This window comes from Scytonema sp. UIC 10036 (assembly GCF_009725235.1).
Window position 1 is genome coordinate 1 of sequence record NZ_WJFC01000206.1, and the last position, 24003, is coordinate 24003.

Genomic DNA, 24003 nt, shown 5'->3' on the forward strand with positions numbered 1-24003 from the left:
TTTTTTTTGATCCTCTTATCTTTGTTTTTTTGTTTTTTTTTTTTTTTTGTTTGTTGTTAGTTGTTAGTTGTTATTGGTTAGTGGTTAGTGGTTATTAGCAACTAAAAACTCAAAACTATCAACTATCAACTAAAAACTCAAAACTATCAACTATCAACTAAAAACTCAAAACTATCAACTAACAACTAACAACTATCAACTAACAACTATCAACTAACAACTAACAACTAACAACTATCAACTATCAACTATCAACAGAGGAACTTAAATCGATGATTATTGTAGATCGTGCCTTACAAGCCCGTGCAGAAGCTTTTAACCCTATCAAAGTTGGCATGATTGGAGCGGGCTTCATGGGTCGGGGAATCGCCAATCAAATCACAAATTCTGTACCCGGTATGAAACTGGTTGCCATTGCTAACCGCAATGTTGATGCTGCAGGACGTGCTTATTCAGAAGCCGGAGTTGAAAATTATAAAGTTGTTTCCTCTGTTGGCGAATTGGAAAACGCGATCGCAAACGATGGCTATGCTGTGACAGATGATGCGATGTTACTGTGCCGTGCTGAAGGGATTGACGCTTTAATTGAGGTGACGGGTGCGGTGGAATTTGGCGCTCATGTTGTGATGGAGGCAATAGCCCATCACAAGCATGTTATTATGATGAACGCTGAATTAGATGGCACTATTGGTTCCATCCTTAAAGTTTATGCAGACAAAGCAGGCGTTATCCTCACGGCTTGTGACGGTGACCAGCCTGGGGTACAAATGAATCTGTATCGTTTTGTAAAAAGTATTGGTTTAACTCCATTGTTATGTGGTAACATTAAAGGTCTACAAGATCCTTATCGCAACCCTACAACTCAAAAAGCATTTGCCGAACGTTGGGGTCAGAAGCCTCACATGGTAACTAGCTTTGCAGATGGGACAAAGATTTCATTTGAGCAAGCGATCGTTGCCAACGCTACAGGGATGAAAGTTGCCAAGCGCGGGATGTTGGGATACGACTTTAAGGGTCATGTTGATGAAATGACCGGGATGTATGATGTCGAACAATTGAAAGAATTGGGCGGCATTGTAGATTACGTCGTGGGTGCAAAACCAGGTCCTGGAGTCTTTGTATTCGGAACTCATGACGACCCGAAGCAACGTCACTACCTCAATCTCTATAAGTTAGGCGAAGGTCCCCTTTACAGCTTCTATACCCCATATCACCTCTGTCACTTTGAAGTACCACTGTCAGTGGCTCGTGTTGTTCTTTTCCAAGACTACATATTAAGTCCTCTAGGTGCTCCTTTAGTGGACGTTGTGACGACTGCCAAAATTGACCTGAAAGCAGGGGAAACTTTGGATGGTATTGGTTATTACATGACCTACGGTCAATGTGAAAATTCCAACATTGTTCAAGAACAAAACTTCCTACCAATTGGTTTAGCAGAAGGATGTCGTCTCAAGCGAGATATTTCCAAAGATCAAGTTCTGACATATGACGATGTCGAACTCCCTTCAGGTAGGCTGTGCGATAAACTGCGTGCCGAACAAAATGCTTATTTCTTCAAAACCCTAGCAGCAGTGTAGGGGTAGGGGTAGGGGTAGGGAGTAGGAGGACAAGGAAGACAAGGAAGACAAGGAAGATGTACCAATTCTCAATGCTCTTTTGCCCTTTTGTCCAATTCTCAATGCCCAATCCCCAATCCGCAAGAGCACGTAAACTTCTTTCTGTTTCCATTACAAAACATTTATTAAAAGTTAATAATCTAAAAATAAATTTTTAGTATCTTAAAAATCAATAGGAGGATCGAGTAGATTGCCAAATAGTTTATAAACTGCTAAAACGAGGGTGCGGCGTTCAATGCGGTCGTCATTAACTTTCCTCAGGTGATTCTTGACCCCCTAGCCCCCGACTCCTAATTCCTATAAAAATTTGTATAGAGTAAATCCACCAGGTTTAGTATGAAAATTGCCCTAGTTCATGATTACCTAACTCAAAAAGGAGGGGCGGAGCGCGTTTTTGAATTGCTGTGCAAGCGCTACCCTGAAGCAGATGTTTATACTTCCTTGTACGATCCCGAAGAAACCATAGACTTGGGGGATCGTTCTGTTAATACCACCTTCTTGCAAGGTATACCAGGTGCTACAAAGTATTTTAGGTTGATGGCACCCTTTTACTTTCCTGCCTTCCGTGCATTAGACTTACAAGATTACGATCTAATTATTAGTAGCAGTACTAGTTTTGCAAAAGCAGTGCGGAAAAAACCAACAGCACGCCACATTTGCTTTTGTCACAATGTAACTCGTTTTTTATGGGATACAGAAACTTATTTACGGGAGTACGGAGACTACCGATATTTTGCTCCTCTCATCGAACAAGTTTTTGGGATGATGAGAAAAGTAGACCTAACCTACGCACAGGAGCCAGATCTTTACATCGCTAACTCCAGTGTTGTTGCGCGTCGTATAAAAGACACCTACGGTAAAAAAGCAATTGTTATCAATTATCCTATCGATACAAAAAGATTTGTTTTTTCAGATACAAAAGAAGACTTCTATCTTGCCTCAGCTCGCATGATCGGTTACAAACGACTTGATATAATAGTCGAAGCTTTCAACTGGCTGGGGTGGCGATTGCTGATATCAGGAGATGGCCCGGAAAGAGAAAGATTGGAGTCTAAAGCATTGGGCAACGTAGAATTTGTAGGACACGTTTCCGATGCTCAACGCACTCAATTGTTTTCTAAAGCTAGGTCTGTTATAGTGGCAGCCCTAGAAGATTATGGATTAGTGCCAGTAGAAGCAAATGCTAGTGGAACGCCAGTCATCGCATTTGGTGCTGGTGGCGTATTGGACACCCAGATCCCTGGTAAAACAGGAGTCTTTTTCAAGAGGCAAACACCAGATTCGCTACAAACTGCACTACTAGAAGCCAGGGATATCTATTGGGATTACGAGAAGATTCGTAATCACGCGGTCACTCATTTTTCAGAAGAGGCTTTCTTTAGTAAAGTCGAGCAAGTTATTGACCAAACTTGTGCTGTAAAGTAACTATTCATTTAATTTGATTAGCTGAGGGATAATAAACGTGGTTCAAAGCAGTCTAGGTCCATATGTAAATCCAGTTACTGAGTCAGAACCGGGTTACGGACAACTGTTAGCGGTTTTAGTACGCAGATTCCCCTGGTTTTTAGCAGTATTTGTGGCATCTATTGCCGTTGCAGGTCTGGCAACAAAAAGAACACCAACTACTTACGGAAGCTCAATGCAGCTTCTGATAGAACCTAACTATCAGGGCAAACAAGAAGCAAATGGTTCAGTAGATAGTCAATATACCGATCCCAATATTGAAATAGACACCGCAACCCAGCTGAACTTAATGAAAAGTTCTGAACTGATGGAACAAGCGGTTAGCAAGCTCAAGTCAGAATATCCCGATATAACTGTTGACGAATTGAAAGGCTCCTTGGCTTTAGACCAAATCAAGAGAAAAGAGGATAACATTGTAACTAAAATATTTCAAGTAGACTACATTAGTACCGATCCAGATAAATCATACAAAGTCTTGGAGACGATGCAGCGAGTTTATCTGGATTACAACATCAAACAGCAAGACGAACGTATCAGAAGAGGTCTGAAAGTCATCAGGGACCAGATTAGAAAAGTTAATAGCGAGGTTGTGGCAGCAGAAGCAAATCTACAACGCTTTCGTAGAAGTGAGAATATAATCAACCCAGATACACAGGCAAAAGCCACAGAAGATGAACTAACCAGAATTCAGCAAGAACGGGGTAAAACTCGTGCTGAGTATCAAGAAGCTGATGCTCGTTACAAAAATTTACTACAACAGCTTCAAACAACTCCAGAAACTGCTCTTGCTGAAACCCGTCTCAGCCAATCAAGTCGCTATCAAGCATTGCTGAACGAAATCCAGAAAACAGAATTGCTTCTGGCACAAGAACGCCTGCGTTTTACGGAACAAGCACCCAGCGTACAAAAACTTGTAGAACAACTTCAAAGCCAGAAGACATTGTTGCAACAAGAGCAAAGGCGGACTTTGGGTGTAGACGCAAAACCCCAAGTACAGAGTCTCCTAGGGCAAGGACAAAAAAGTCAAATTGACATCAACCTTTCATCGGATCTGTTAAAAACAAGAACGGATTTATTGGCTTTTGTTGCTCGCGATCGCGTTCTAGCAAAGAAAGAAGATCAACTGCGTAATGAACTCAAACGCTTTCCACGTGTATTGGCTGAGTACAATCGTTTGGAACCTCAAGTACAAATTAACCGAGACAAGTTACAGCAGCTGTTAAAAGCAGAACAAGTTCTAGAGCAAGAACTCGATAAGGGTGGATATAACTGGGAAGTCATCGAAAAACCCAAGATGGGCGTGAGGTTGGGTCCCAACCTCCAGCAAAACCTTCTTTTAGGTGGAGTCGTAGGACTTATGTTGGGTGGTGTTGCAGCTTTCTTGAGAGAAGCAGCGGATGATTCCGTTCACACCACTGCTGAATTGGAGAAGCAAGTTGCCCTACCATTGTTGGGAACAACACCGAAACTACCACCAGCAAAAGCAGCTAGAGACTCTGTCATCAAGTTGCCCTTTGGCAAGCCACAGGAACCCGCACCTTGGACAATTCAAGTATTGCAGTCCTCTCCCCGTTGGGAATCTTTAGATCTGATTTACAAAAACATTGAACTGTTGAACTCTGTTTCTTCGTTCAAATCCTTAATGATTACTGCAGCCTTACCAGATGAGGGTAAATCAGCTCTGGCATTGGGTCTAGCCATGAGTGCCGCCCGCTTGCACAAGCGAGTCCTGCTTATTGACGCTAACTTGCGCGAACCTTCCCTGCACAAACAGTTGAACCTTCCCAACGAACAAGGGCTTTCCACTCTCCTCGCCAGTGATGTTTCCATACCCAATCAAATTAGCATTCAATCTTCAGGGTCATCCTACATTGATATTTTGACTGCTGGACCTACCCCAGTTGACCCTGCTAATTTGTTGAGTTCTCCTCGCATGCAGCAGCTGATGGCAACATTTGAGGAAAACTACGATTTGGTGCTGGTGGATTCAACACCAGTTCTTGGGTTAGTGGATGCCTTGCTTACAGCATCATCTTGTCGTGGAGCGATTATGGTGGCTAGCATTGGTAAAGTGACTCGCACCCAAATGGCGCAAGCTACAGCCATGCTCAGCCGCCTGAATCTCCTTGGAGTTGTCGCCAGTGGCGTGTCTAACTCTGGTAGTGCATATATTCCCTACACAACACACCAACATCGGTTTGCACTCCAACAAGCCGTGGAGAAATAACCTTTTAAGGTGTTTGGGGGGGTGCAAGGTGTTCCGCCCCTACTATGGTTCAAATCTCAGAAAAATACTGTATGCCAGGAGTGGGTGCGATCGCACCCCGCTCCTGTTTGCCTTAGAAACTATATGCCATAAATCACCTGGTGAAATACTTCAGCCGCCAGATAGATGTCCTAAGTACCTTTTTCTGTTCAATATAACTATAAGATTATACTTAAAGTATTATTAACAAGTTTGTATATCTCCATAGACTGCTAGTAAATTCTTTATTTTTACCATCACTAAATGTTAATAATTTAACCCTTATGTAAGGCGATAATGTATTCTTTATAAGTTAATATAGCCTTTCTCAGTTTAATGAGGTACACCCCCCTTTCATCCCCCCAAGGCATCGGGGGGACAGAGGGGGTAATTTTTGTACCTCACTAGGTTGAAATTTGCTGTATACATAACTCTTCTTAAAATGAATAAACAAGTGATTTTTTTGATGTGTTGGTTCTTTATTGTTTAACACTTACGCTTAAGTATTTCCCTCTCAGAAAAAATATGGACTCAAAAGACTGGTTTTTCAGGAATTAGGTCTTTTGGTGTTGAAATTATTTAAGTGCTCTTACCCATATTACAGTGGTTACTTGTGGCAAAACAAGCCAAAATGCCCAATCATGCTTGCTTTTGGGCTAGAGACACAATTCGTCTGTCCGCCTTTGTATTATGGAAAAGATTTTATACTTGAGTCACTACTGAGAGGGGATAAATGTCAACTATCAACGGTTACGTATTTAAAGATTGAATTCTATAAATAGAAAAATTAGATAAGTATAGAAAATTTTTACATATAAGAACGTTTGCGGAATTTGTGTTATCTGATTAGTAGTAATAATTAAGGTTTTTTGAACTGTGAATTTGGCATTATGATAAAATGAATACAAAAATGATTATTTAGAAAAATCGTTCACGATAGCTTAATAATTCTAGGAAAAACACAGTGACTCTATAAAGAGTGAATAAAGAATCCGAACGGGTAACTGTTATTTCTACTGCGTCTTATATCCTAGAGATCGAATATCCATACGGATCGGCCATATCAAGTGAATGAGTAGAACTTTTAAAGTTATTTGGAGAATACTGTCGTAAGTCATGGATCTAGTACAGAAAAAAATGGCTGATGGTGTGCTGTTGTTATTAGAGATAGTTTGATGCTTCCATAACTCAATGCTATGGGTCGTTCCTAGAGCAACAGAGATAAAGATCGGTTACGGCATTATAAAGCGTTCAAGTATCAGGTCAGCAATCTACTACCTTATGAGATGAAATACATATGACAACCTCAATAATACCAACGATACAAAGTTACTATACGGTGAAGCAGCAACCACAAGATAATCCTCCCCAATACTGCACAATTCAATGGCGGCGGAATCAGTTGCTAGTTATGCCTCCAGGGCAAGTAAAGCAGCCGTATATGCCTTCACTACATCAAAAGCACCTGCTTGTGGAGTGTTTAAAGGCAACTCCAGCAACTTTAGTTCGCATAGATCCAAAGTTAGGTGAAGCTCGGTTACAATTTTGGGCAGACGCGTGTCAAGCTGCTGACTTGCCTATTTTCCTTCGCATACCTTCTACTGACTCGCAACCAAAAATCAGTAGCTCGCTCCAAGGAGCGTTAAAACGGCTGAGCAATTGGCTGGTTGCTTTGATATTCTTAATTGCATTTGCGCCTTTAATTCTGGGTTTAGTTTCATTGATGTACCTCCACTCCAAAGGCCCAATCTTCTCTTGTCAATGGCATATTGGCGAACGGGGTAGACTCTTCAAAGTCATCAAGTTTCGTACAACTGTAACAAGCCAGAAAGCTTTTGAAGAGGATGCAGTTTACCAAAATAGTTTGGGCGATCGCAAAGATAAAGAAGAGCTAACAGTCCTTGGGCGTTGGATGCGTAAGTACGGATTAGACAATTTGCCGCAGTTGCTCAACGTGTTGCGAGGTGAAATGAGTTTAACCGGACCTCGATGCTGGTCTTTAAAAGATGCCGTGCGACTCAACTTTGAAGCACAAAGACACCTCAATCGGTTACCAGGAATCATGGGATTGTGGGAAGTTGAAGCAGAGTCAGACCTGTTGCATCTGGATAGCCAAATATCCTAATTAACTTGTTGGCATTAACATAGGCGGCTGAAAAAACTATTACCATACATCCTACAGGCACTGTGTTATCTAGCGTGCTTGCCAAGTAAGTTTGCCGCTTGTCTCTATCGTTGGTATTATTCTGACAAAGTTATTAATGGACGCAGCTTGCGGTAATTGAGCCATTCATTTGCCGCAATTAAGTGCAGTGACACGCTCAGTTTTACTAACGCTATGGAAATTGAAGACTGAAACATCACGCTAGACAAGCGTTGAGCAAAAAACAAATTGCACGGACACAAAGTCCTTCGCTCGCCCAGCCACAAAATCTCGACAGACAAAAAAAATGCAGCCCAAAATCTCCAAACAAGTTAACTCTCTGTTAAAAAACATCATTAAAGCTAATAAGTTTTGGCAGGAAAACCATACCATATTGCGAGAGTTTGGCAATTTTCGCAAAATAACTGTCTTAGCCATCGTCTTTACCTTCCTTGCGGCAACTTTTGAGGGTTTTAGTGTTGGATTTTTACTTTCCTTTCTACAGAGTTTAACCAATCCAACTGATTCAGCCAGAACAGGAATTGGCTGGTTAGATGCTTGGATGGCAGCTAACGCTACAGTCATCAATCCCCTATACGTAATATCTTTGATGATATTACTCACCACTTGGACTCGTTCCATCTTTAATTACTTAGCATCAATTTATACGGAATCTGTCCAACTCAGCCTTGCAGATCGTTTGCGAAAGCGGATTTTTGAACAGCTACAGTCTTTACAACTTGGTTACTTTACTGAAGCTCGTTCTGGCGAAATCATGAACACGATGACGACAGAAATCGAGAGATTCAAGCAAGGATTCAGTGGAGCGGCTTTTATACTGACTAGGGTATTGGTCGTCGTTGTCTACTTTATCTGTATGTTTTTGATATCGTGGCAATTGTCTGCCCTGTCAGTCATGTTATTTTCTTTTTTGGCAGTAGGCTTAACTACACTCAATGCCAGAGTAAGAGAAAAGAGTTTTGACATTTCCAAAGCCAACGGTAAATTTAATGCGCTGGCGTTAGAGTTTATTAATGGAATTCGCACCGTTCATGCAAACGGAACTCAAGACTTCGAGAGACAGCGTTTCTACAAATCAAGTAAAGAATTATATAACGCTGCCATTAAAGTAGTAGCTACCTGGACATTAGTAAAACCTATAGCAGAAAGTGTTGCAACCACAGCTCTTATCATTTTAATTATTATTTCCTTCGTTAAATTTACACTGCCAATCGCTTCACTGCTAACCTTTTTCTTTGTTCTAGTGCGAGTGGTGCCAAGTCTCCAAGATATTAATGGAACTCTAGCCTACCTAAGTACGTTGGGTGGCTCGCTAGAAAATATTAAGGAACTATTGAGAGAAGATAACAAAACCTACTTTCAAAATGGCAACATTGACTTTCCTGGATTGCAACGCTCAATTGACATAGTGTCTGTTGATTTTGGCTACCAAAAGAGCAATTTGGTACTCCACAATGTAACCCTGTCTATTGAAAAGGGTAAAATGACGGCACTGGTAGGAGCATCTGGTGCAGGTAAAACAACACTTGTTGATTTAATTCCTCGATTCTACGATCCGACAGAAGGACACATCTTTGTCGATGGTGTAGATTTGCGACAGTTTGAGATTAACTCGTTGCGCCGGAGAATGGCAGTTGTCAGCCAGCACACATTTATTTTCAATACTTCAGTTTGGGACAACATTGCTTACGGTACACCCAATGCAACAGAAGCAGCAATCAGAGAAGCAGCCCGACTGGCAAATGCACTTGAGTTTATCGAACAAATGCCCCAAGGTTTTGCAACAGTGTTGGGCGATCGCGGCGCTCGTTTATCTGGCGGACAGCAACAGCGTATTGCCATAGCTCGTGCATTGTTGCGAGATCCAGATATTTTGATTTTAGACGAAGCAACCAGCGCTCTCGACTCAGTTTCGGAAAGACTCATTCAAGAATCTATTGAAAAGCTTGCTGTAGGTCGAACAGTGATTGCGATCGCTCACCGACTTTCAACAATTGCCAAAGCAGACAAAGTTGTTGTTATGGAAGCAGGACGAGTTGTAGAACAAGGAAACTATCAAGATTTGTTGCAAAGACGCGGCAAACTTTGGAAATATCATCAAATGCAGCATGAAGTAGGGAAAGTCGAGTAAAGACTATTTTTCGGTGGTCAAAAGTCGTAACGTGTGTAAATAAAACTAAGAAAAGGGAGGTTCAAAAACTAAATTTAGACAACAATGCTTAATACCCTGCTGATGCAAAATTGCTATTGAAGAAAGCAGGGCTTACAACTCTGCTGTCTTCAACTTACACAAGCCCTCCATCTACTGTCCAAAATGACAAGTTATTGTCATATTGTTCACACAATTTTTTCATATGAATATGTTATTTACTATATGATTAGCAGAAAATTCTTTAAAACATCCCCGTTTAAAGAAAAAATACCTACTAATGAGAATATGAATGGCGATAGAAAATCCTCAGAACCCTTAGTCAGCATTATTACACCTACTTATAACCGTCCTGATTACCTCAAGGCAGCTTTAAGTAGTGCAGTTAAGCAGACTTACCGGAATATAGAAATTATTGTTTCTGACAATTGCAGTCCGGACAACCCCCAACCCATTGTAGAGTCTTTTAATGATGATAGAATTCGGTTCTATCGGAACTCAACAAACTTGGGAATGTTTGCCAACACCATGAATGCTTTTAAAAAAGCAAGAGGTAAATATGTGGCGAGTTTACTTGACGACGATATGTGGGAAGAGAACTTTTTAGAAAAGCTCGTACCACCTTTGGAAGCTCATCCAAATTTAACGCTTGCTTTTTGCGATCATTATATGATGGATGCTGAAGGGGAAATAGATAGCGATCTTAGCGAGCATTGTTCGCAGCTGTTTAAGCGTGCTCATTTACCTGAAGGAATCTTTCAACCTTTCTGTAAGCTTGCCTTAATAGATAGGTCAGTGTCAACAGCGACAGCAGCAGTGATTCGCAGAGACGTTGTAGATTGGAAAAGCATTCCATCAGAAGTCGGTGGTTCGTGGGATTTATACGTAAACTACCTGTGTTGTCGTGATGGTTTGGGAGCATATTATTGCCCTGAAAAATTGACTCGGTACAGAGTTCACGAACAAACAGACACAATGATGAGCGGTAGCCGAAATCCTCAAGCAAAAATCCGAAAAGCTCAAGCCGACATTTTTTGTTATGAGAAGTTTATGGAAGATGAAAGACTCAAGGAATTTAAACCCTATTTTCTACAACAATGGGGATTCGTAAGTACCACTTTGGGAATTGGTTTAATGCGCTCCAAACAAATTAAAGAAGCGCGTCCCTACTTTTGGCGTTCCTTGCGTCAAAGTCTAAGTTTCCGAACAATGGTTGCACTTGTCTTGAGTTTTGGACCACCCAAAATAGCAGCTAAGTTCTAACTTGGATTTTAGTAAATTTAGGAACAACCAGGGATTTCATATATCGTAAAAGGGGAGATGTCAAGGTGTTTCTCTGTTTTATAGATACCTAAACATTATATTTTATCATGAATTTTACAGGAAGTTTAGCGTGAAGCTCTGCATCGTTACCCACAGCGTTATTAAAGGTGATGGACAGGGTCGAGTGAATTACGAGGTTGCTCGAGAAGCAATTCGACGCGGTCATCATGTTACCTTGTTATCAAGTCAAGTAGCCCCAGAATTACAACAAAACAATCAAGTTCATTGGGTTCCAATTCCGGTAGAAGGATGGCCTGCTGAATTGCTTCGTAACTTAATTTTTGCTCTTACCAGCACAAATTGGTTGCGTAAGCATCGTTCTCAACTGGATGTCGTGAAAGCCAATGGTGCAATTACTTGGGTGCGGAGCGATCTGAACGCCGTTCATTTCGTCCATGGTTCTTGGCTAAAATTCTCCTCCAAACAGGCAAAGCCCAAGTCCGTGAAAACTGGATTCAATCCACGTCAAGTTATTTACGATTTGTATCAGTGGTTTTACACAGCTTTAAATGCCCAGTGGGAAAAAAAGGCTTTTCGTCAAACACAAACTGTCGTGGCAGTTTCTAATAAAGTTGCTAAAGATTTGTTAGAAATTGGTGTACCTCCAGAGTCCATTGATATTGTTGTCAATGGTGTCGATTTACAAGAGTTTTCACCTGGTGCTAGCGATCGCCAAAAATGGAGTCTTCCAGAAGAAGTACCCCTGGCTTTATTTGCAGGTGATATCAGAATCCCTCGAAAAAACTTAGACACGGTACTGCACGCCCTCGTGAAAGTACCCAATTTGCATTTAGCGGTTGCGGGGATCACAGAAGGTAGCCCCTATCCCCAACTGGCTGCAACACTGGGGCTAAATAACCGAGTCCATTTTTTAGGATTGCGGCGTGACTTACCAGAAGTCATGAAAGCAGTCGATTTCTTTGTTTTTCCCTCCCGATACGAACCCTTTGGCTTAGTTGTGATTGAAGCTATGGCAACAGGCGTACCTGTCATCACCGCTACCTCTACGGGTGCAGCAGATTTGGTAACACCAGAAGCCGGGATCGTTTTACCAGACTCAGACGACGTTGAAGCTTTAGCCACTGCAATGTCAACCCTGACAAACAACCCACAGATGAGAACCCAAATGGGTCAAGTCTCCCGAACCATAGCAGAACGACACAGCTGGAGCAAAATGGCACAAACCTACGTGGACTTGTTAGAAAAGTTAAGTAGTAGGGGTTAGGAACAAGACAAGGGGGAGATGGAAGAAGTACCGAGCTTTCATTCCTAACTCTAATCCCTAACCTCAATCCTTTTTTCATCCTAACCACAATTTATTTAGATTTAGATATAGACTTTGTAGTGGGTTTAACGTTATAATAACAAAAATAACTTTGAAAGCACAGAGGGTTTTTGGGGTCTACAAAATCTCTATATTTACTATAGCAATCCTAAATCATTTGTAAAAAATTTTAAGCGCTGTAGCGCTGTAGGTAGGGCTAATGCCCACCGCTATAACTGTTTTGGTGGGCTTTAGCCCTACCTACGGGTATATTACAAATCAAACAGGATTGCTATATACGTCAAAGAAAAAATGTAAAGAATGCCAACATTTTTCTGTTTTTGCATAAAACTTTTTTGTATATCCGAATAAATAAGGGAAGTTTCAACCCTTCTACTTAAAAGCTCTTTAGATTTGTCTAAACGAGTTTTATTTTAGTACAAATAACTTTCTGGCGTTTTGGTAAAAGGTTTCACCTTTAGGGTGTAGCAATACTAATACCAAAGCTTCTTTATTGTACAAAATTTAACAATTGAATTCGGATTTTTTCCTCAATCAAAGTTAGCACTCATTAACCCAGTAAACCCATAACTAATGACTGCTCGTGAAAAGGAGCCACCACAATATGCAGGAATTGCCATCAGTCGCTGTCTGTATTCCCACTTACAATCAAGCCCAATATCTCATTCATTCAGTAGCAAGTGCTTGCAGCCAAACGTATCCTAATGTAGAAGTGTGGGTTTCAGACAATGCTAGTACCGATGAAACCTCTGAAGTGATGGAACAATTGTGCCAACAGTTTCCCCAACTGCGATATCATCGCCATCCAGAAAATATGGGGATGACGCCTAACTGTAACTGGGTTTTAAGCCAACCAGAGACAGAATTTGTGATTCGTCTGGACTCAGACGATAGTATGTCGCCGCACTATGTGGAAACTTTAGTCGCTCTCATGCAAAAGTACCCAGAAGCGGGTTGGGGTCATGTGGCAACATTAGAAATCGACCAATTTGGAAACTACCTTTCCGAACGACGAGTCATGAGAAAGCATGAGTTTCAAAATGCAGAAGAGGCGTTAAAAGCTTCCGTGTCTGGGTTGCGAACGGCTTCCAGCATTTTCATGTTTAAAGCCAAAGCTTTACGAGAAGTAGGGTTTTATGGTGATGGACGCCTCAAGTATAGCGAAGACTACGATCTAGCAGTTAGAATGTCCGATGCTGGTTATGGAAACGTATATTCTGATGCGTTGTTGGCTGAGTATCGTGTATGGACCGATACTGCACACGTGCGATCCAAGCGAAAAGGCGACCAGCTGCGAGCTTATCTGTGGATATACAACCAGTCATTAATGTCTGCTTTTCAAAGACGCGGTTGGGATACGAAGATCATTGATAAATATCGGCGTAAAATGGCACTCATTCATTCAGCAGCTTGTTTTTCTCCAATTTTTTCCACAACAGAACGAGCAGAACTGATCGATTTGTTAAAAGAATTGGGCGATTCACCAGCTTTGCGGATTCGTTTTTTTGCATTTTCCTTGGGTTTGGCTCCTCTGTTTGAGTGGCAGCATCATACAGAATTGAAGCTCAAAGGCATGGTTAAGAGCTGGTTAACCAAAATCAAGACCCTCAATCAAGTGAAAACAGCATAATCAAAACACCAGAAGTCATCCTGAAAATAAAACTTACAAACGAAAAAAAAGTAAGTTGCAGATTCTCTTCGGAATTGAGCATAATAAGACTGTTTTATAGTAAGGATGGGAGTCCTTGCTTTGTGAGTCAAATCAGGCTCTTATCCTTAACTGCAAACTGCTCCATCTTGTAGGCCGTGACTTTAAGATGACTTCAATGCCAGATTCCCCCTCAATAGCTATTTGTATTCCCACATACAATCAAGCTCAATATTTGATTAAATCCGTGCGTAGTGCTTGCAGTCAAACGTATCCAAATGTCGAAGTTTGGGTTTCTGACGATGGCAGCACTGACGAAACTCCTCAAGTTATGGAACAACTGTGCCAGCAGTTTTCCCAGGTTCACTATTACCGCCAACCAAAAAACCTAGGAATTGCTGGCAACAACACTTGGTTAATGAGCCAGCCAAAAACTGACTTTATCGTGCGCTTGGACTCAGATGATATAATTTACCCCGATTATGTTGAGAAATTAGTCGCGCTACTACAAAAATATCCACAAGCAGGTTATGCCCACACTGCTATTCAGGAAATTGACGAGTATGGAAATAACCGTTCCACCAGCCGAGTCGCCAGAAATCATGAGTTTCAAGATGCAGATGACGCTCTTATGGCAGCAGTTTCTGGCTATCGAGTAGCAGCCAACATCGTTATGTTTAGAGCAAAGGCATTACGGGAACTCAGGTATTATGAAAACCGTCCTGAGTTTGTGGAAGATTACGATTTATCTGTAAGAATTGCAGATGCTGGCTATGGTAATGTCTATTCAGAGGAAGTACTAGCTTGCTATCGAGTATGGACTGACGTTAAAAAAACACGCTCCAAACGCAAGCACTTGCAATTAAAGGGATACGTTCGGATTTTCAACGAAAGTTTCTTACCAGCTTTTCAACGTCGGGGTTGGAATACAAAGCTACTAGACCAGCAGAGACGCAAGATGGCACTTTTGCACTCCGCTTATTGTTTTCTACCTATCTTTAATAAAGAGGAACGAGCAGAACTTGTCAATCTTCTAAAACAGTTGGGAGATTCACCAATGTTGCGGCTGCGTCTTTTCGCCCTATCTTTTGGGCTGGCTCCTTTCTTTGAGTGGCAGCACCATACAGAACTTAAGTTAAAAGGCATAGTAAAAGATTGGTTAAGCAAGCTTAAAGCTCGTTCAACAGTCAACACAGTAAGTTAAGTTATCTGTTAGCAGTTATTAGCGATCGCTAGTAACTGCTGCGGTACTGGTTACTGTTAACTCATCACTATGAACTGACTCAATTACTTCAGCAGCAACTCATGATGACCATCACTGCCATTATTCCAACCTACCGTCGCCCGAAAGATCTCAGTCGTTGTTTGGAAGCGCTCAAAGGACAAAACCGTCCGGCAGATGAAGTGCTAGTGGCGGTGCGCGACACAGACAGCGACAGTTGGGCGTTCCTTAAAGAATACAATCCCGAACCATTAAAATTAAGGACTGTAACAGTTACAGTACCAGGAGTCGTAGCTGCCCTGAATGCGGCTTTGAAAGAAGCTAAAGGAGATATTGTTACAGTCACAGATGATGATGCAGCACCTCACAGGGATTGGTTGGAACGGATTGAAAAATACTATCTGTCAGACGATCGCATTGGGGGTGTAGGTGGAAGAGATTGGGTGTACTGGCAAAACAAATTGCTTGATGATGGTACAAGTGACGTTGTAGGTATAGTTCAATGGTGGGGACGTGCGATCGGTAAACACCACATTGGTATAGGTAAAGCCCGCGAAGTGGATCTTCTTAAGGGTGTGAACATGAGTTTTCGCCGTCAGGCGATCGCCCCCATTGGTTTTGACGAACGCATGAGAGGTACGGGTGCTCAAGTTCACTTTGAGATGTCATTATGCTTGGCACTGAAACGAGCTGGTTGGAAAATTGTTTACGACCCAGAAATTGCAGTCGATCACTTTCCCGCACAACGTTTTGACGAGGACAAGCGTGACAGACTGAATGAAACCGCAGTTATCAATTCAGTACACAATGAAACCGTAGTATTACTAGAACACTTACCCTTTATTAGACGTGTAGTATTTATTTTATGGGCTATATTAATAGGAACCCAAGAAGCTCTAGGTTTAATACAATGGTTGCGATTTTTACCCAGTGAAGGAAACTTCGCCAGGAAAAAGTGGTTAGCGTCAGTTCGGGGGCGCTGGCTCGGCTGGTTAACCTGGCAAGCTAGTCAGTGAGTAACCAATGACCAATGACCAATGACCAATGACAAATAACAAATTAACCTTGGAGTGGCGCAGTGTTTCAAAGGCAGCCGATCTCAAATCCATACTCTGTAGCAAATAATATTCCACAACCACCACCGCTGTACGCTTGGATAGCGATTGGAGCGCTAATACTCTTTACGGTTGCGGGTATTGCAATACGTGCTGCCAGTATTATGCGTCCGGGATACATACTCGTATCTTTTGTTGTTGGGATTCTCCTTTACGCTCGATATCCTGCCCTTTACGTTGGGTTCACTTTATGGATGTGGTTTATCACGCCGTTCGTTTCTCGCTTAATCGATTATTACAGTGGCAGCTTTGATGAGTCGCGATTGATACTAGTATCCCAATATTTGGTGAGCTTCATCACCATATATTCCTTCAAGGACTTACCCAAATATGCCCAACAGGGAGGGCTACCATTTATTCTTGCCGTCCTGGGAGTGATTTACGGTTATCTTATAGGATTAATAAAAACATCACCAGTCACCGCAACGCGTTCGCTTTTAGACTGGCTAGTTCCTATTTCTTTCTCCTTCTATTTTATTGTCAACTGGCGAAATTATCCTGAATACCGCAAAAGCATACAAAGTGCGTTCCTGTGGGGCGTGTTAATTACAGGAGTTTATGGAGTTATACAATACCTAATTGCACCAGAGTGGGATAGATTTTGGCTAATCGGTACAAAAATTACCAGTTTTGGAGATCCAGAACCATTAAAAATCCGACTCTGGAGTACGATGGCATCTCCCGGTCCTTTTGCCGTCATGATGATGGCAGGGTTGTTACTGTTATTTAATTCCTCCGGACCGTTAGTAATTCCGACGGCTGCCTTTGGCTACCTCTCCTTCCTACTAGCATTAGTACGTACTCTATGGGGATGCTGGTTAGTAGGATTGCTCAGTATGATTACTGCTATCAAGCCAAAACTGCAAATGCGTCTCATGGTAACGATTTTGGTAATGACACTTTGTGTCGTCCCCTTAACCTTTATGGAACCATTCTCTGACGCAATCAACTCCCGTTTGCAAACATTAACAGCACTTGATAAAGACGATAGTGCGAGTGTCCGAAAAAAGATCTATGAAGATGGTCTTAGTAGGGCATTAACAAACTATTTAGGGACTGGGATAGGAAATACGTTCATTGTTGACAAAGACGGCAAATTACTACCAATAGTTATTGATAGCGGAATCCTAGAAACGTTTTTTACCATAGGTTGGTTCGGAGCGATCCTTTACCTAGGAGCAATGATCATGCTGTTGCTAAAAGTATTCCAATATACTGAGTTCCGTTTCGATGCTTTTATGGCAGCATCTCGTGCTGTTGCCCTCGGTTGTTTTGTAGCGCTACCCGGTGGTAGTGCCATGCTAGCGTTTTCAGGTATGTTGCTTTGGGGCTTTTTAGCCATTGTTATGGCAGGGCATAAGTATTATCAACACCAAAAACAGGTTAATAATTTTCAACAAGCATACCTACAGTACTACCAAAATATAAATCCAAATATAAATAATCTTCCACCTCAATAACACAGGAGCGCGGGAGCCTCGTAACTTTAGGTCGGAGAGTGTCAAAAGGTTAAAGAGTTCGTAGGGGCTGGTAACTGTCACTCAATTCTCGTTCCCAACCAGAGGCTGGGAACGAGGTGAAATCCTGTACGGGCGCGGCGACCTTGAGCCCCTACCAACCACTAACAACTAACTACTAGCAACTGAAAAAATATCACAGTTTGTAGTTAATTCTTCATAAACTGCCATAGTCTCTTCATGAACGCGCAACACACTCAATCTTTCCAAGTTTTGTTGTGCTTTGCATTTCCATGTTTGCAGTAAATTAGGAGAACCGAGCAATTGCTTTAAAGCAGCTGCCAAAGCTTCACTGTCAGTAGGCGGAACTAGTATGCCAGCTTGACCATTATCTAATGCTTCAGGTATTCCGTCTACATGAGTGGCGACGATCGCACAACCGGCTTCACGGGCTTCTGGAATGACAAGTGGAGAGGGGTCACGGTGGGAAGCCAACACAAAAATATCACAACCTAACATATAAGGCTGAGGTTCTGCTTGAAAGCCTTCAAAATGGATTCTGTCTTTAAAAGGGGTGTTATTGGCTTGCTCTTCAAATATGGAACGCTCGGGACCGTTCCCCACTAAGTAGAGATGGCTTGAAGGAAAATCACAAGCAATCCGAGCAAAAGCATCTATTAACTCACCAATACCCTTACGCTCATACATTCCTGCAACAGTTGCAATGGCTGGTTTATGCAGTTGCATTGGTAAGTACTCTTGAAGCCTTCGACTACGGACGCTTCCCAAAGTCCCATTAGACACAACTCTTAGTTTCTGTCGCGCAATACCGCGCTGTGCCATCGACTCAGCAACAGCATGACTGACTGCAATGACACGATCTGCGAAACCCATGAGTGTCGAGCTTCGCTGAAATTCGTTGTGTACTGTAGAGACTAAAGCGTAACGAGATGAAGCTTTTAACAATTTTGCCAGTACAACCCCAGTCATCATATGGGTATGGACAATATGTGGCTCAAACTCTTTAACAATTCCCCGGTAACGCAAAGCCGCATTCAAAAGATTAATGAGGGTTCTTTTTTGATCCAATTTGAAGTGCTTTACACCATAACTTGCAAGCAGTGTTTCGTACTCTCCACCTACAGAGGCAACACCTACTTCATGACCATTTTTAGCTTGCAGGCAAGCTAAATCTACTGCCACATTGACAATTCCATTACCGATTTCTTGAACGTGGTTTAAAATATGCAGAACACGCATTGAATTCGGCTCATCTTCAGGACATATAACATAAATCAAAAAAAGATTTAGTTTCTCCGGATAGAATTACCAAATTCTATATGCAGTAGAAAAAATTCCTGGATTTTTTAAGAATCCTAATATTTTTTAACAAGAAGGAAGGCTGGGGGCAGAGGGCAAACGGTAGGACTCTTGTGCGGTTGGGCTATTATAATCATGTCCGCTTATAGACCCTGAATAAAACTCACGCAAAGTCGCAAAGGCGCTAAGAAATGAAGAAATTTTTGTTATGGTGATGCTAACGGACATGATACTACTCTCTACAAAACTAGTGAAGTTTTACAACGCTCTTTTAATAATTCTCGGTAAACAGCTAAAGTTTCTTCGTTAACCCTTGCAGTACTGAATCGTTCTAAATTTTGTCGAGCGACAAATTTCCACTGACGTAGTTCAACAGGATCGCTGAGTAGTTTTGTTATGGCTTCTGCTAAAGCATGGCTATCTTTAGGTGGTACTAAAATACCTGCTTGTCGATTGTCTAATGTCTCAGGAATACCATCTACATCACTAGCCACGATCGCACATCCTGCTTCCCGTGCTTCTGTCAAAACTAAGCCAAAGGATTCATAGTATGAAGCTAGGACAAAGATGTCAGTTGCTAGCATATACTTTTGAGGCTCTGTCTGAAACCCTTCAAAGTGAATGCGATGGCTCAATTCTGTCTTTTTCACCTTTTCCTCAAACATCTTGCGCTCAGGACCATCTCCTACCAAATAAAGATGGGCATTGGGAAATTTATCGGCAATTTCTATAAAAGCATCAATCAACTCACCAATCCCCTTGCGTTGATACATCCCTGCGACAGTCGTAATTGCAGGACGGTGTAGGGGTAAGGGTTGGTATTCTTGGATGTTACGATGGCGGGGACTGCCTAAAGTTCCATTGGAAACAACGCGCAATTTTCTCTGTGGTACACCCCGTCTTTCCATTGATTTGGCAACTGCATGACTGACAGCAATGACGCGATCTGCCAATCCCATAAATATTGCACTGCGCTGAAACTCATTGTGTACCGTAGAAACCAAGCGATATGAAGAGTTTCTTAAAACAGATGCCAGTACAACCCCCGTCATCATGTGGGCGTGGATAATCTCCGGTTGAAACTTTTGCACAATATCTAAGTAACGCCATACTGCTTTTAAAAGCTTAATCGGCGTTCTCGATTGATCTAGGTGAAAGTGGGTGATGCCATAACTTTGTAGGAGCGTTTCAAATTCTCCTCCTGCAGACGCGACCGCTACATCATGGCCTAACCGTGCTTGCTGACACGCAAGATCTATCGCCACATTAACGATGCCGTTACCAATTTTTTCTACGTGATTTGTAAGATGTAGTATACGCATTTATATTGTCTCCACAGCGATCGCTTACTCTTTGATTTGCTTGCGTGTGTGTACTTATTAGATACCAAAGTAACTCCAGGTAAAAGTTAATCCTCATCAAATATTTACCTACTGAGTTGCTTTAAAAAAGATTTCGTAAGGGCTTGAGAAACGCTTTACAAATCCACTCGGTAAACCTCCTATTTGGGAACGGTAAGAGGCTATTGCTTGGCTTTTTTTATTTTGAACAGACGTAATTGAAAGGCAGTGTGCAGCTGCCATATCCTGCAATTTCAGCATAATAAAAATAGGGGCTCGCCAAAACATCCAAATAGGATATTGCAGTAGCTCTACTTTGATACCTGCTTTTGCTATGGCTTCTTTTACTAATTCATAAGTCGCTTCGTGATCTTTATGACAGTCTTTTCGATGAGGAACGTATACTTCTTCTGGATTGTAAAGCTTTATCAGTTGAACTATCTGCTCTAATGTCTCGGTTCGAGAATCGGGCTGTAAGTCTGGTAAAGTTCCATCAGGCTTATCTAAAAAGTGAATCCTTGATGCTTCTACTCCTAAAATGTCTAAAGCTTTTAAGGCTTCCTGCTTGCGAATTTGAACAATTTCGTGTTTGATGGGTGAATCCGGACTCAAACCACCCTGTCCATCTGTTAAAAACACCACTGCAACAGGTATTCCACGTTCCCTTTTCAAAGCGATCGTACCACCGCAGCCAAAGGTTTCATCATCTTGGTGCGGAGAAAATACTAAAGCAGATTTTTCGCTAAATACGGCAGGTTCACTGCCACGATATAAAAGCCACCAAAAAATTAAGTTAGAGTGAATATTTTGTAACGGGTAAAGCCAACTGCTTGGCACTTGTTTTTGTATTCTTTTTAGAATTTCTTTTGTACTCATGTATTTTGCAAATTTACAAAGATTAAAAAAAACTACACTTTCAGTATTATCCCTTAGTTTTTGCTTTTTCGTATTTAAAATCTACATAACAAATATAAATTTATTGTAATAATTGTTATTTATGCAACAATTTGTACTCCAATTGAGGGATTGGGTACTGAAGCATCGGTCAAGTAGAAGTAGTTGACATAAAATGGAGGATATGCGTTCGCATCGCGAAGCATCTCCGTTTTGTTGAGATTTAACTAGATTTACCAACAACTGTAAACAACGCTATTGGATTACCTACAGGCGTAGATAATCCAATAGCGCTTTGCGAGTCATGTATTTACGGATTCACCCGCGCATTCTATACACAATGACTTTTCCTTTGTGATCTTCCTCCACAAACACTAAGTATTCTCCATTAGAACGACGGAAAGCCCGAACGCCGTATGGGATATCAACCCACCCACTCTCGCTTGCAACCTCAGAACCAGGTTTTAATGTTTTGACAAGCGCCCCCGTCTTCGCGTTGTAAACGTAGACCTCCGCTTTTTTTACGGTGACGGCAAATACATAATCTCTTGCTACATCAATTGCTGCAGGAGTCAAGACTTCAGGAGGCGCACTTTTATCTATTGGAAAAACAATCCGCCAACGAGGTTTGGTGTTTCCCTTACTCCAATTATCAAAACGGAACATTTCCGAACCCACCAATTTTGCGTAATCACCATTAATGGCAGGGTGTTCTTTGGTAAAACCCGTTAAATACATAGTGTCCGTTTCGGGAAAATACTCAATTCTCCGTATATCAGTAAGGACGCTGGGAGTCTTTTGCTTTTCCATGGACTTATAAGTATAGACAGGGTTGCCCTTGTTATCTATTCCCTGTAAAGGATAATGCCGAATGCCAACACCATCCTGCGTTCGCAGAGTTTTCCACACATCACCTTTGCTATCTACCCACCATCCCCCCATATATGGATAATCTTCGCTGTTATCGTATTCACTAGCATCAAAAGCACCATTGCCATTTTTATCCCGCCAGATCCATTCGCCTGATTTTGGTTGATTGGGGGGCCACTTTCCTGGAATTGCCTGTTGACCTACGTTAGTGCCAATAAACATTCCTGATGGAACGGCAATTTCCCCATCTGAGTCTTTTTGAAAACGATAGATTTGTAGAAAGACACCGTACATATCTGTAAGAAACAAATACGGCTTGCCTTGAATGCGGCGGAAGAAGGGGGCGTCTGGTGAGGTATTCAAACGCGGATCTTGAGGATACTTAAAGGAGTTGATCGTAAAACCTTTATAAGTCCATTGCTTACCGGGAGGTTTGCTGTAATCCATGACGAAGTGTTCGTCTTTTGTGTAAACATCCACAGCATCTGTCGCGGGATCTCCATCAGCGTTATCTACAAATGACAAACCCATTAACTGCCACTGTAGTTTTCCTGATGGAGAAAATTGTTTTATTTGTACCCCCGAACGGTTGAATCCATCAGTAGCAACGTAAATATGACCTTTGGCATCTGCACCCACTCCAGTAATACCGCCAAACTTTAAATCCCCTACAGCACCGGGAACACCCGCATAAATCCCACCTTTTGTACCAAATGTTCCTACTTGTACTGGCTTGGTTCCCGTTATGCTATAAATCAACACTTGTTGGCGAGGTCCATTGTCTGCAATCAAGAGCCTACCTTGATTATCAACTGCGATCGCACTAGGCTTGGCAACATCGGTGATGGTATCTGGCAATTGCTTTCCTTGTTTTGAATAATGGAAAATCTTACCAGAGGCAGCGTTTTCTGCCTTTGGAAGAACCCAGAGACTACCTTTGCCATCGACAGCTAAAGGTCCTGGGTTGGGAACAGAAAAACTCCGGATTTCCTTCATCGTCTTGGTATCGTAGACGCGAATTTTGTTCCCTCCCGAATCGCTCACATACAACTCCGAACCCGCGTTTGCCAATCCCGCGATCGGACTTTTGGTGCTCACAATCACCATACTTTTATCCCAGCCACGACCACCCGGAAATGGAGCCGTTTTTCCGGTTGTTCTATTGTAGCGTCTGACACAATGCCAAGTTGTTCCCTTTGGTGGGTAATCTTCTCCGGGACTCCCGCTTTGACCTTGGGACATAGCCACGTAAATGTAATTTGTATCAGCAGTGACAGCCAATCCACCGAGTCTTTCCCATCCGTGTAAATCGTCAGCTAAACCGATGACATCACCATTCTTATAAATACCAACTTCCCGACCTGCTTCATCCCACAGACTGTTTGTGTAAACTGTACCATCAGGAGCAACGTACATCCCACTGATTTGAATTTGTACCCACTTTTTTCCTCCACCAAATGAATTTGCTATCCAAGATGTTGTGTAAGCATTGGCGGCAGGCGTAATTTTGGGCACAAAGTATGTTGTTATGAAAATTGCTGCGATCGCACCAACAATCAGAGTGAGTACAAACTTATGGTACTTCTTCTGTAGAAAGTACTTGATTTGAGATAAATTCTTTATGTACCGATCGAACATATACATTCTGGTTCCATAGCGTTAGTCAATATTGCTACACAATTACAGGCTTCTAGTTTTTCTACAGCTAGATCAACTGCCTGTTTTTCATCTCTTGTCTACTGAGAATTAATTTTTTTATACATAATTTAAATTTTCACCCTGACTATTTCGCGTTATTTTTATACAATAAACACTCCCATTGTTGAATCTATCAATCTAACAAATGTATTGTGTAGGTTGGGTTGAGGAACGAAACCCAACAATTCAATTC

The 24003-nt window shown here is 41.8% G+C and carries 16 protein-coding genes; 11 read left to right on the top strand and 5 right to left on the bottom strand.

What is annotated here, in order from left to right; translation table 11 throughout:
- The first annotated feature begins 272 nt into the window (after positions 1-272).
- The 4 genes from F7734_RS50315 (at position 273) to hepC (ending at position 7450) form a co-directional block, all read left to right on the top strand.
- Positions 273-1577 carry a Gfo/Idh/MocA family oxidoreductase gene (locus F7734_RS50315; protein WP_155751808.1) on the top strand — a complete coding sequence of 435 codons (1305 nt, stop codon included), beginning with the start codon at positions 273-275 and terminating at the stop codon, positions 1575-1577.
- A 375-nt stretch (positions 1578-1952) separates the two neighbouring features.
- Positions 1953-3041 carry a glycosyltransferase gene (locus tag F7734_RS50320; protein WP_155751809.1) on the top strand — a complete coding sequence of 363 codons (1089 nt, stop codon included), beginning with the start codon at positions 1953-1955 and terminating at the stop codon, positions 3039-3041.
- Between the two features lie 37 nt (positions 3042-3078).
- Complete coding sequence (locus tag F7734_RS50325; RefSeq protein WP_166482657.1) at positions 3079-5307, top strand: polysaccharide biosynthesis tyrosine autokinase; 2229 nt, start codon at positions 3079-3081, stop codon at positions 5305-5307.
- Between the two features lie 1315 nt (positions 5308-6622).
- Positions 6623-7450, top strand: a complete 828-nt coding sequence (gene hepC / locus F7734_RS50330; RefSeq protein ID WP_155751810.1) for a heterocyst development glycosyltransferase HepC — start codon at positions 6623-6625, stop codon at positions 7448-7450.
- A 116-nt stretch (positions 7451-7566) separates the two neighbouring features.
- Here hepC and F7734_RS50335 read toward each other — a convergent pair whose 3' ends face one another.
- Positions 7567-7770, bottom strand: coding sequence for a hypothetical protein (locus F7734_RS50335; protein WP_155751811.1), 204 nt, complete (start codon positions 7768-7770; stop codon positions 7567-7569).
- 5 nt (positions 7771-7775) lie between these two features.
- Between F7734_RS50335 and hepA the strand changes: the two genes are divergently transcribed.
- The 7 genes from hepA (at position 7776) to F7734_RS50370 (ending at position 17691) form a co-directional block, all read left to right on the top strand.
- Positions 7776-9620, top strand: a complete 1845-nt coding sequence (gene hepA / locus F7734_RS50340; protein WP_155751812.1) for a heterocyst formation ABC transporter subunit HepA — start codon at positions 7776-7778, stop codon at positions 9618-9620.
- Positions 9621-9926: 306 nt separating this feature from the next.
- Complete coding sequence (locus F7734_RS50345; protein ID WP_155751822.1) at positions 9927-10901, top strand: glycosyltransferase; 975 nt, start codon at positions 9927-9929, stop codon at positions 10899-10901.
- A gap of 130 nt (positions 10902-11031) precedes the next feature.
- Positions 11032-12186: a glycosyltransferase family 4 protein gene (locus F7734_RS50350; protein WP_166482658.1), complete on the top strand. Its 1155-nt coding sequence runs from the start codon at positions 11032-11034 to the stop codon at positions 12184-12186.
- Positions 12187-12850: 664 nt separating this feature from the next.
- Positions 12851-13876, top strand: coding sequence for a glycosyltransferase family 2 protein (locus tag F7734_RS50355; protein ID WP_155751814.1), 1026 nt, complete (start codon positions 12851-12853; stop codon positions 13874-13876).
- 187 nt (positions 13877-14063) lie between these two features.
- On the top strand, positions 14064-15098 hold the full coding sequence (locus F7734_RS50360) for a glycosyltransferase family 2 protein (protein ID WP_155751815.1): 1035 nt from the start codon (positions 14064-14066) through the stop codon (positions 15096-15098).
- A 101-nt stretch (positions 15099-15199) separates the two neighbouring features.
- Positions 15200-16132 carry a glycosyltransferase gene (locus F7734_RS50365; protein WP_155751816.1) on the top strand — a complete coding sequence of 311 codons (933 nt, stop codon included), beginning with the start codon at positions 15200-15202 and terminating at the stop codon, positions 16130-16132.
- A gap of 62 nt (positions 16133-16194) precedes the next feature.
- Positions 16195-17691: an O-antigen ligase domain-containing protein gene (locus F7734_RS50370; RefSeq protein WP_347566425.1), complete on the top strand. Its 1497-nt coding sequence runs from the start codon at positions 16195-16197 to the stop codon at positions 17689-17691.
- A gap of 168 nt (positions 17692-17859) precedes the next feature.
- On the opposite strand, the gene F7734_RS50375 is transcribed toward F7734_RS50370, so the two are convergent.
- From F7734_RS50375 to F7734_RS50390, 4 genes are all read right to left on the bottom strand, one after another.
- Positions 17860-18948, bottom strand: coding sequence for a glycosyltransferase (locus tag F7734_RS50375; RefSeq protein ID WP_155751817.1), 1089 nt, complete (start codon positions 18946-18948; stop codon positions 17860-17862).
- Positions 18949-19247: 299 nt separating this feature from the next.
- Positions 19248-20330, bottom strand: a complete 1083-nt coding sequence (locus F7734_RS50380) for a glycosyltransferase family 4 protein (protein WP_155751818.1) — start codon at positions 20328-20330, stop codon at positions 19248-19250.
- Between the two features lie 108 nt (positions 20331-20438).
- A complete protein-coding gene (locus F7734_RS50385; protein WP_155751819.1) occupies positions 20439-21224 on the bottom strand; it encodes a PIG-L family deacetylase in 786 nt (261 codons plus the stop codon).
- A gap of 336 nt (positions 21225-21560) precedes the next feature.
- Complete coding sequence (locus F7734_RS50390) at positions 21561-23750, bottom strand: hypothetical protein (RefSeq protein WP_155751820.1); 2190 nt, start codon at positions 23748-23750, stop codon at positions 21561-21563.
- Positions 23751-24003: the final 253 nt, after the last annotated feature.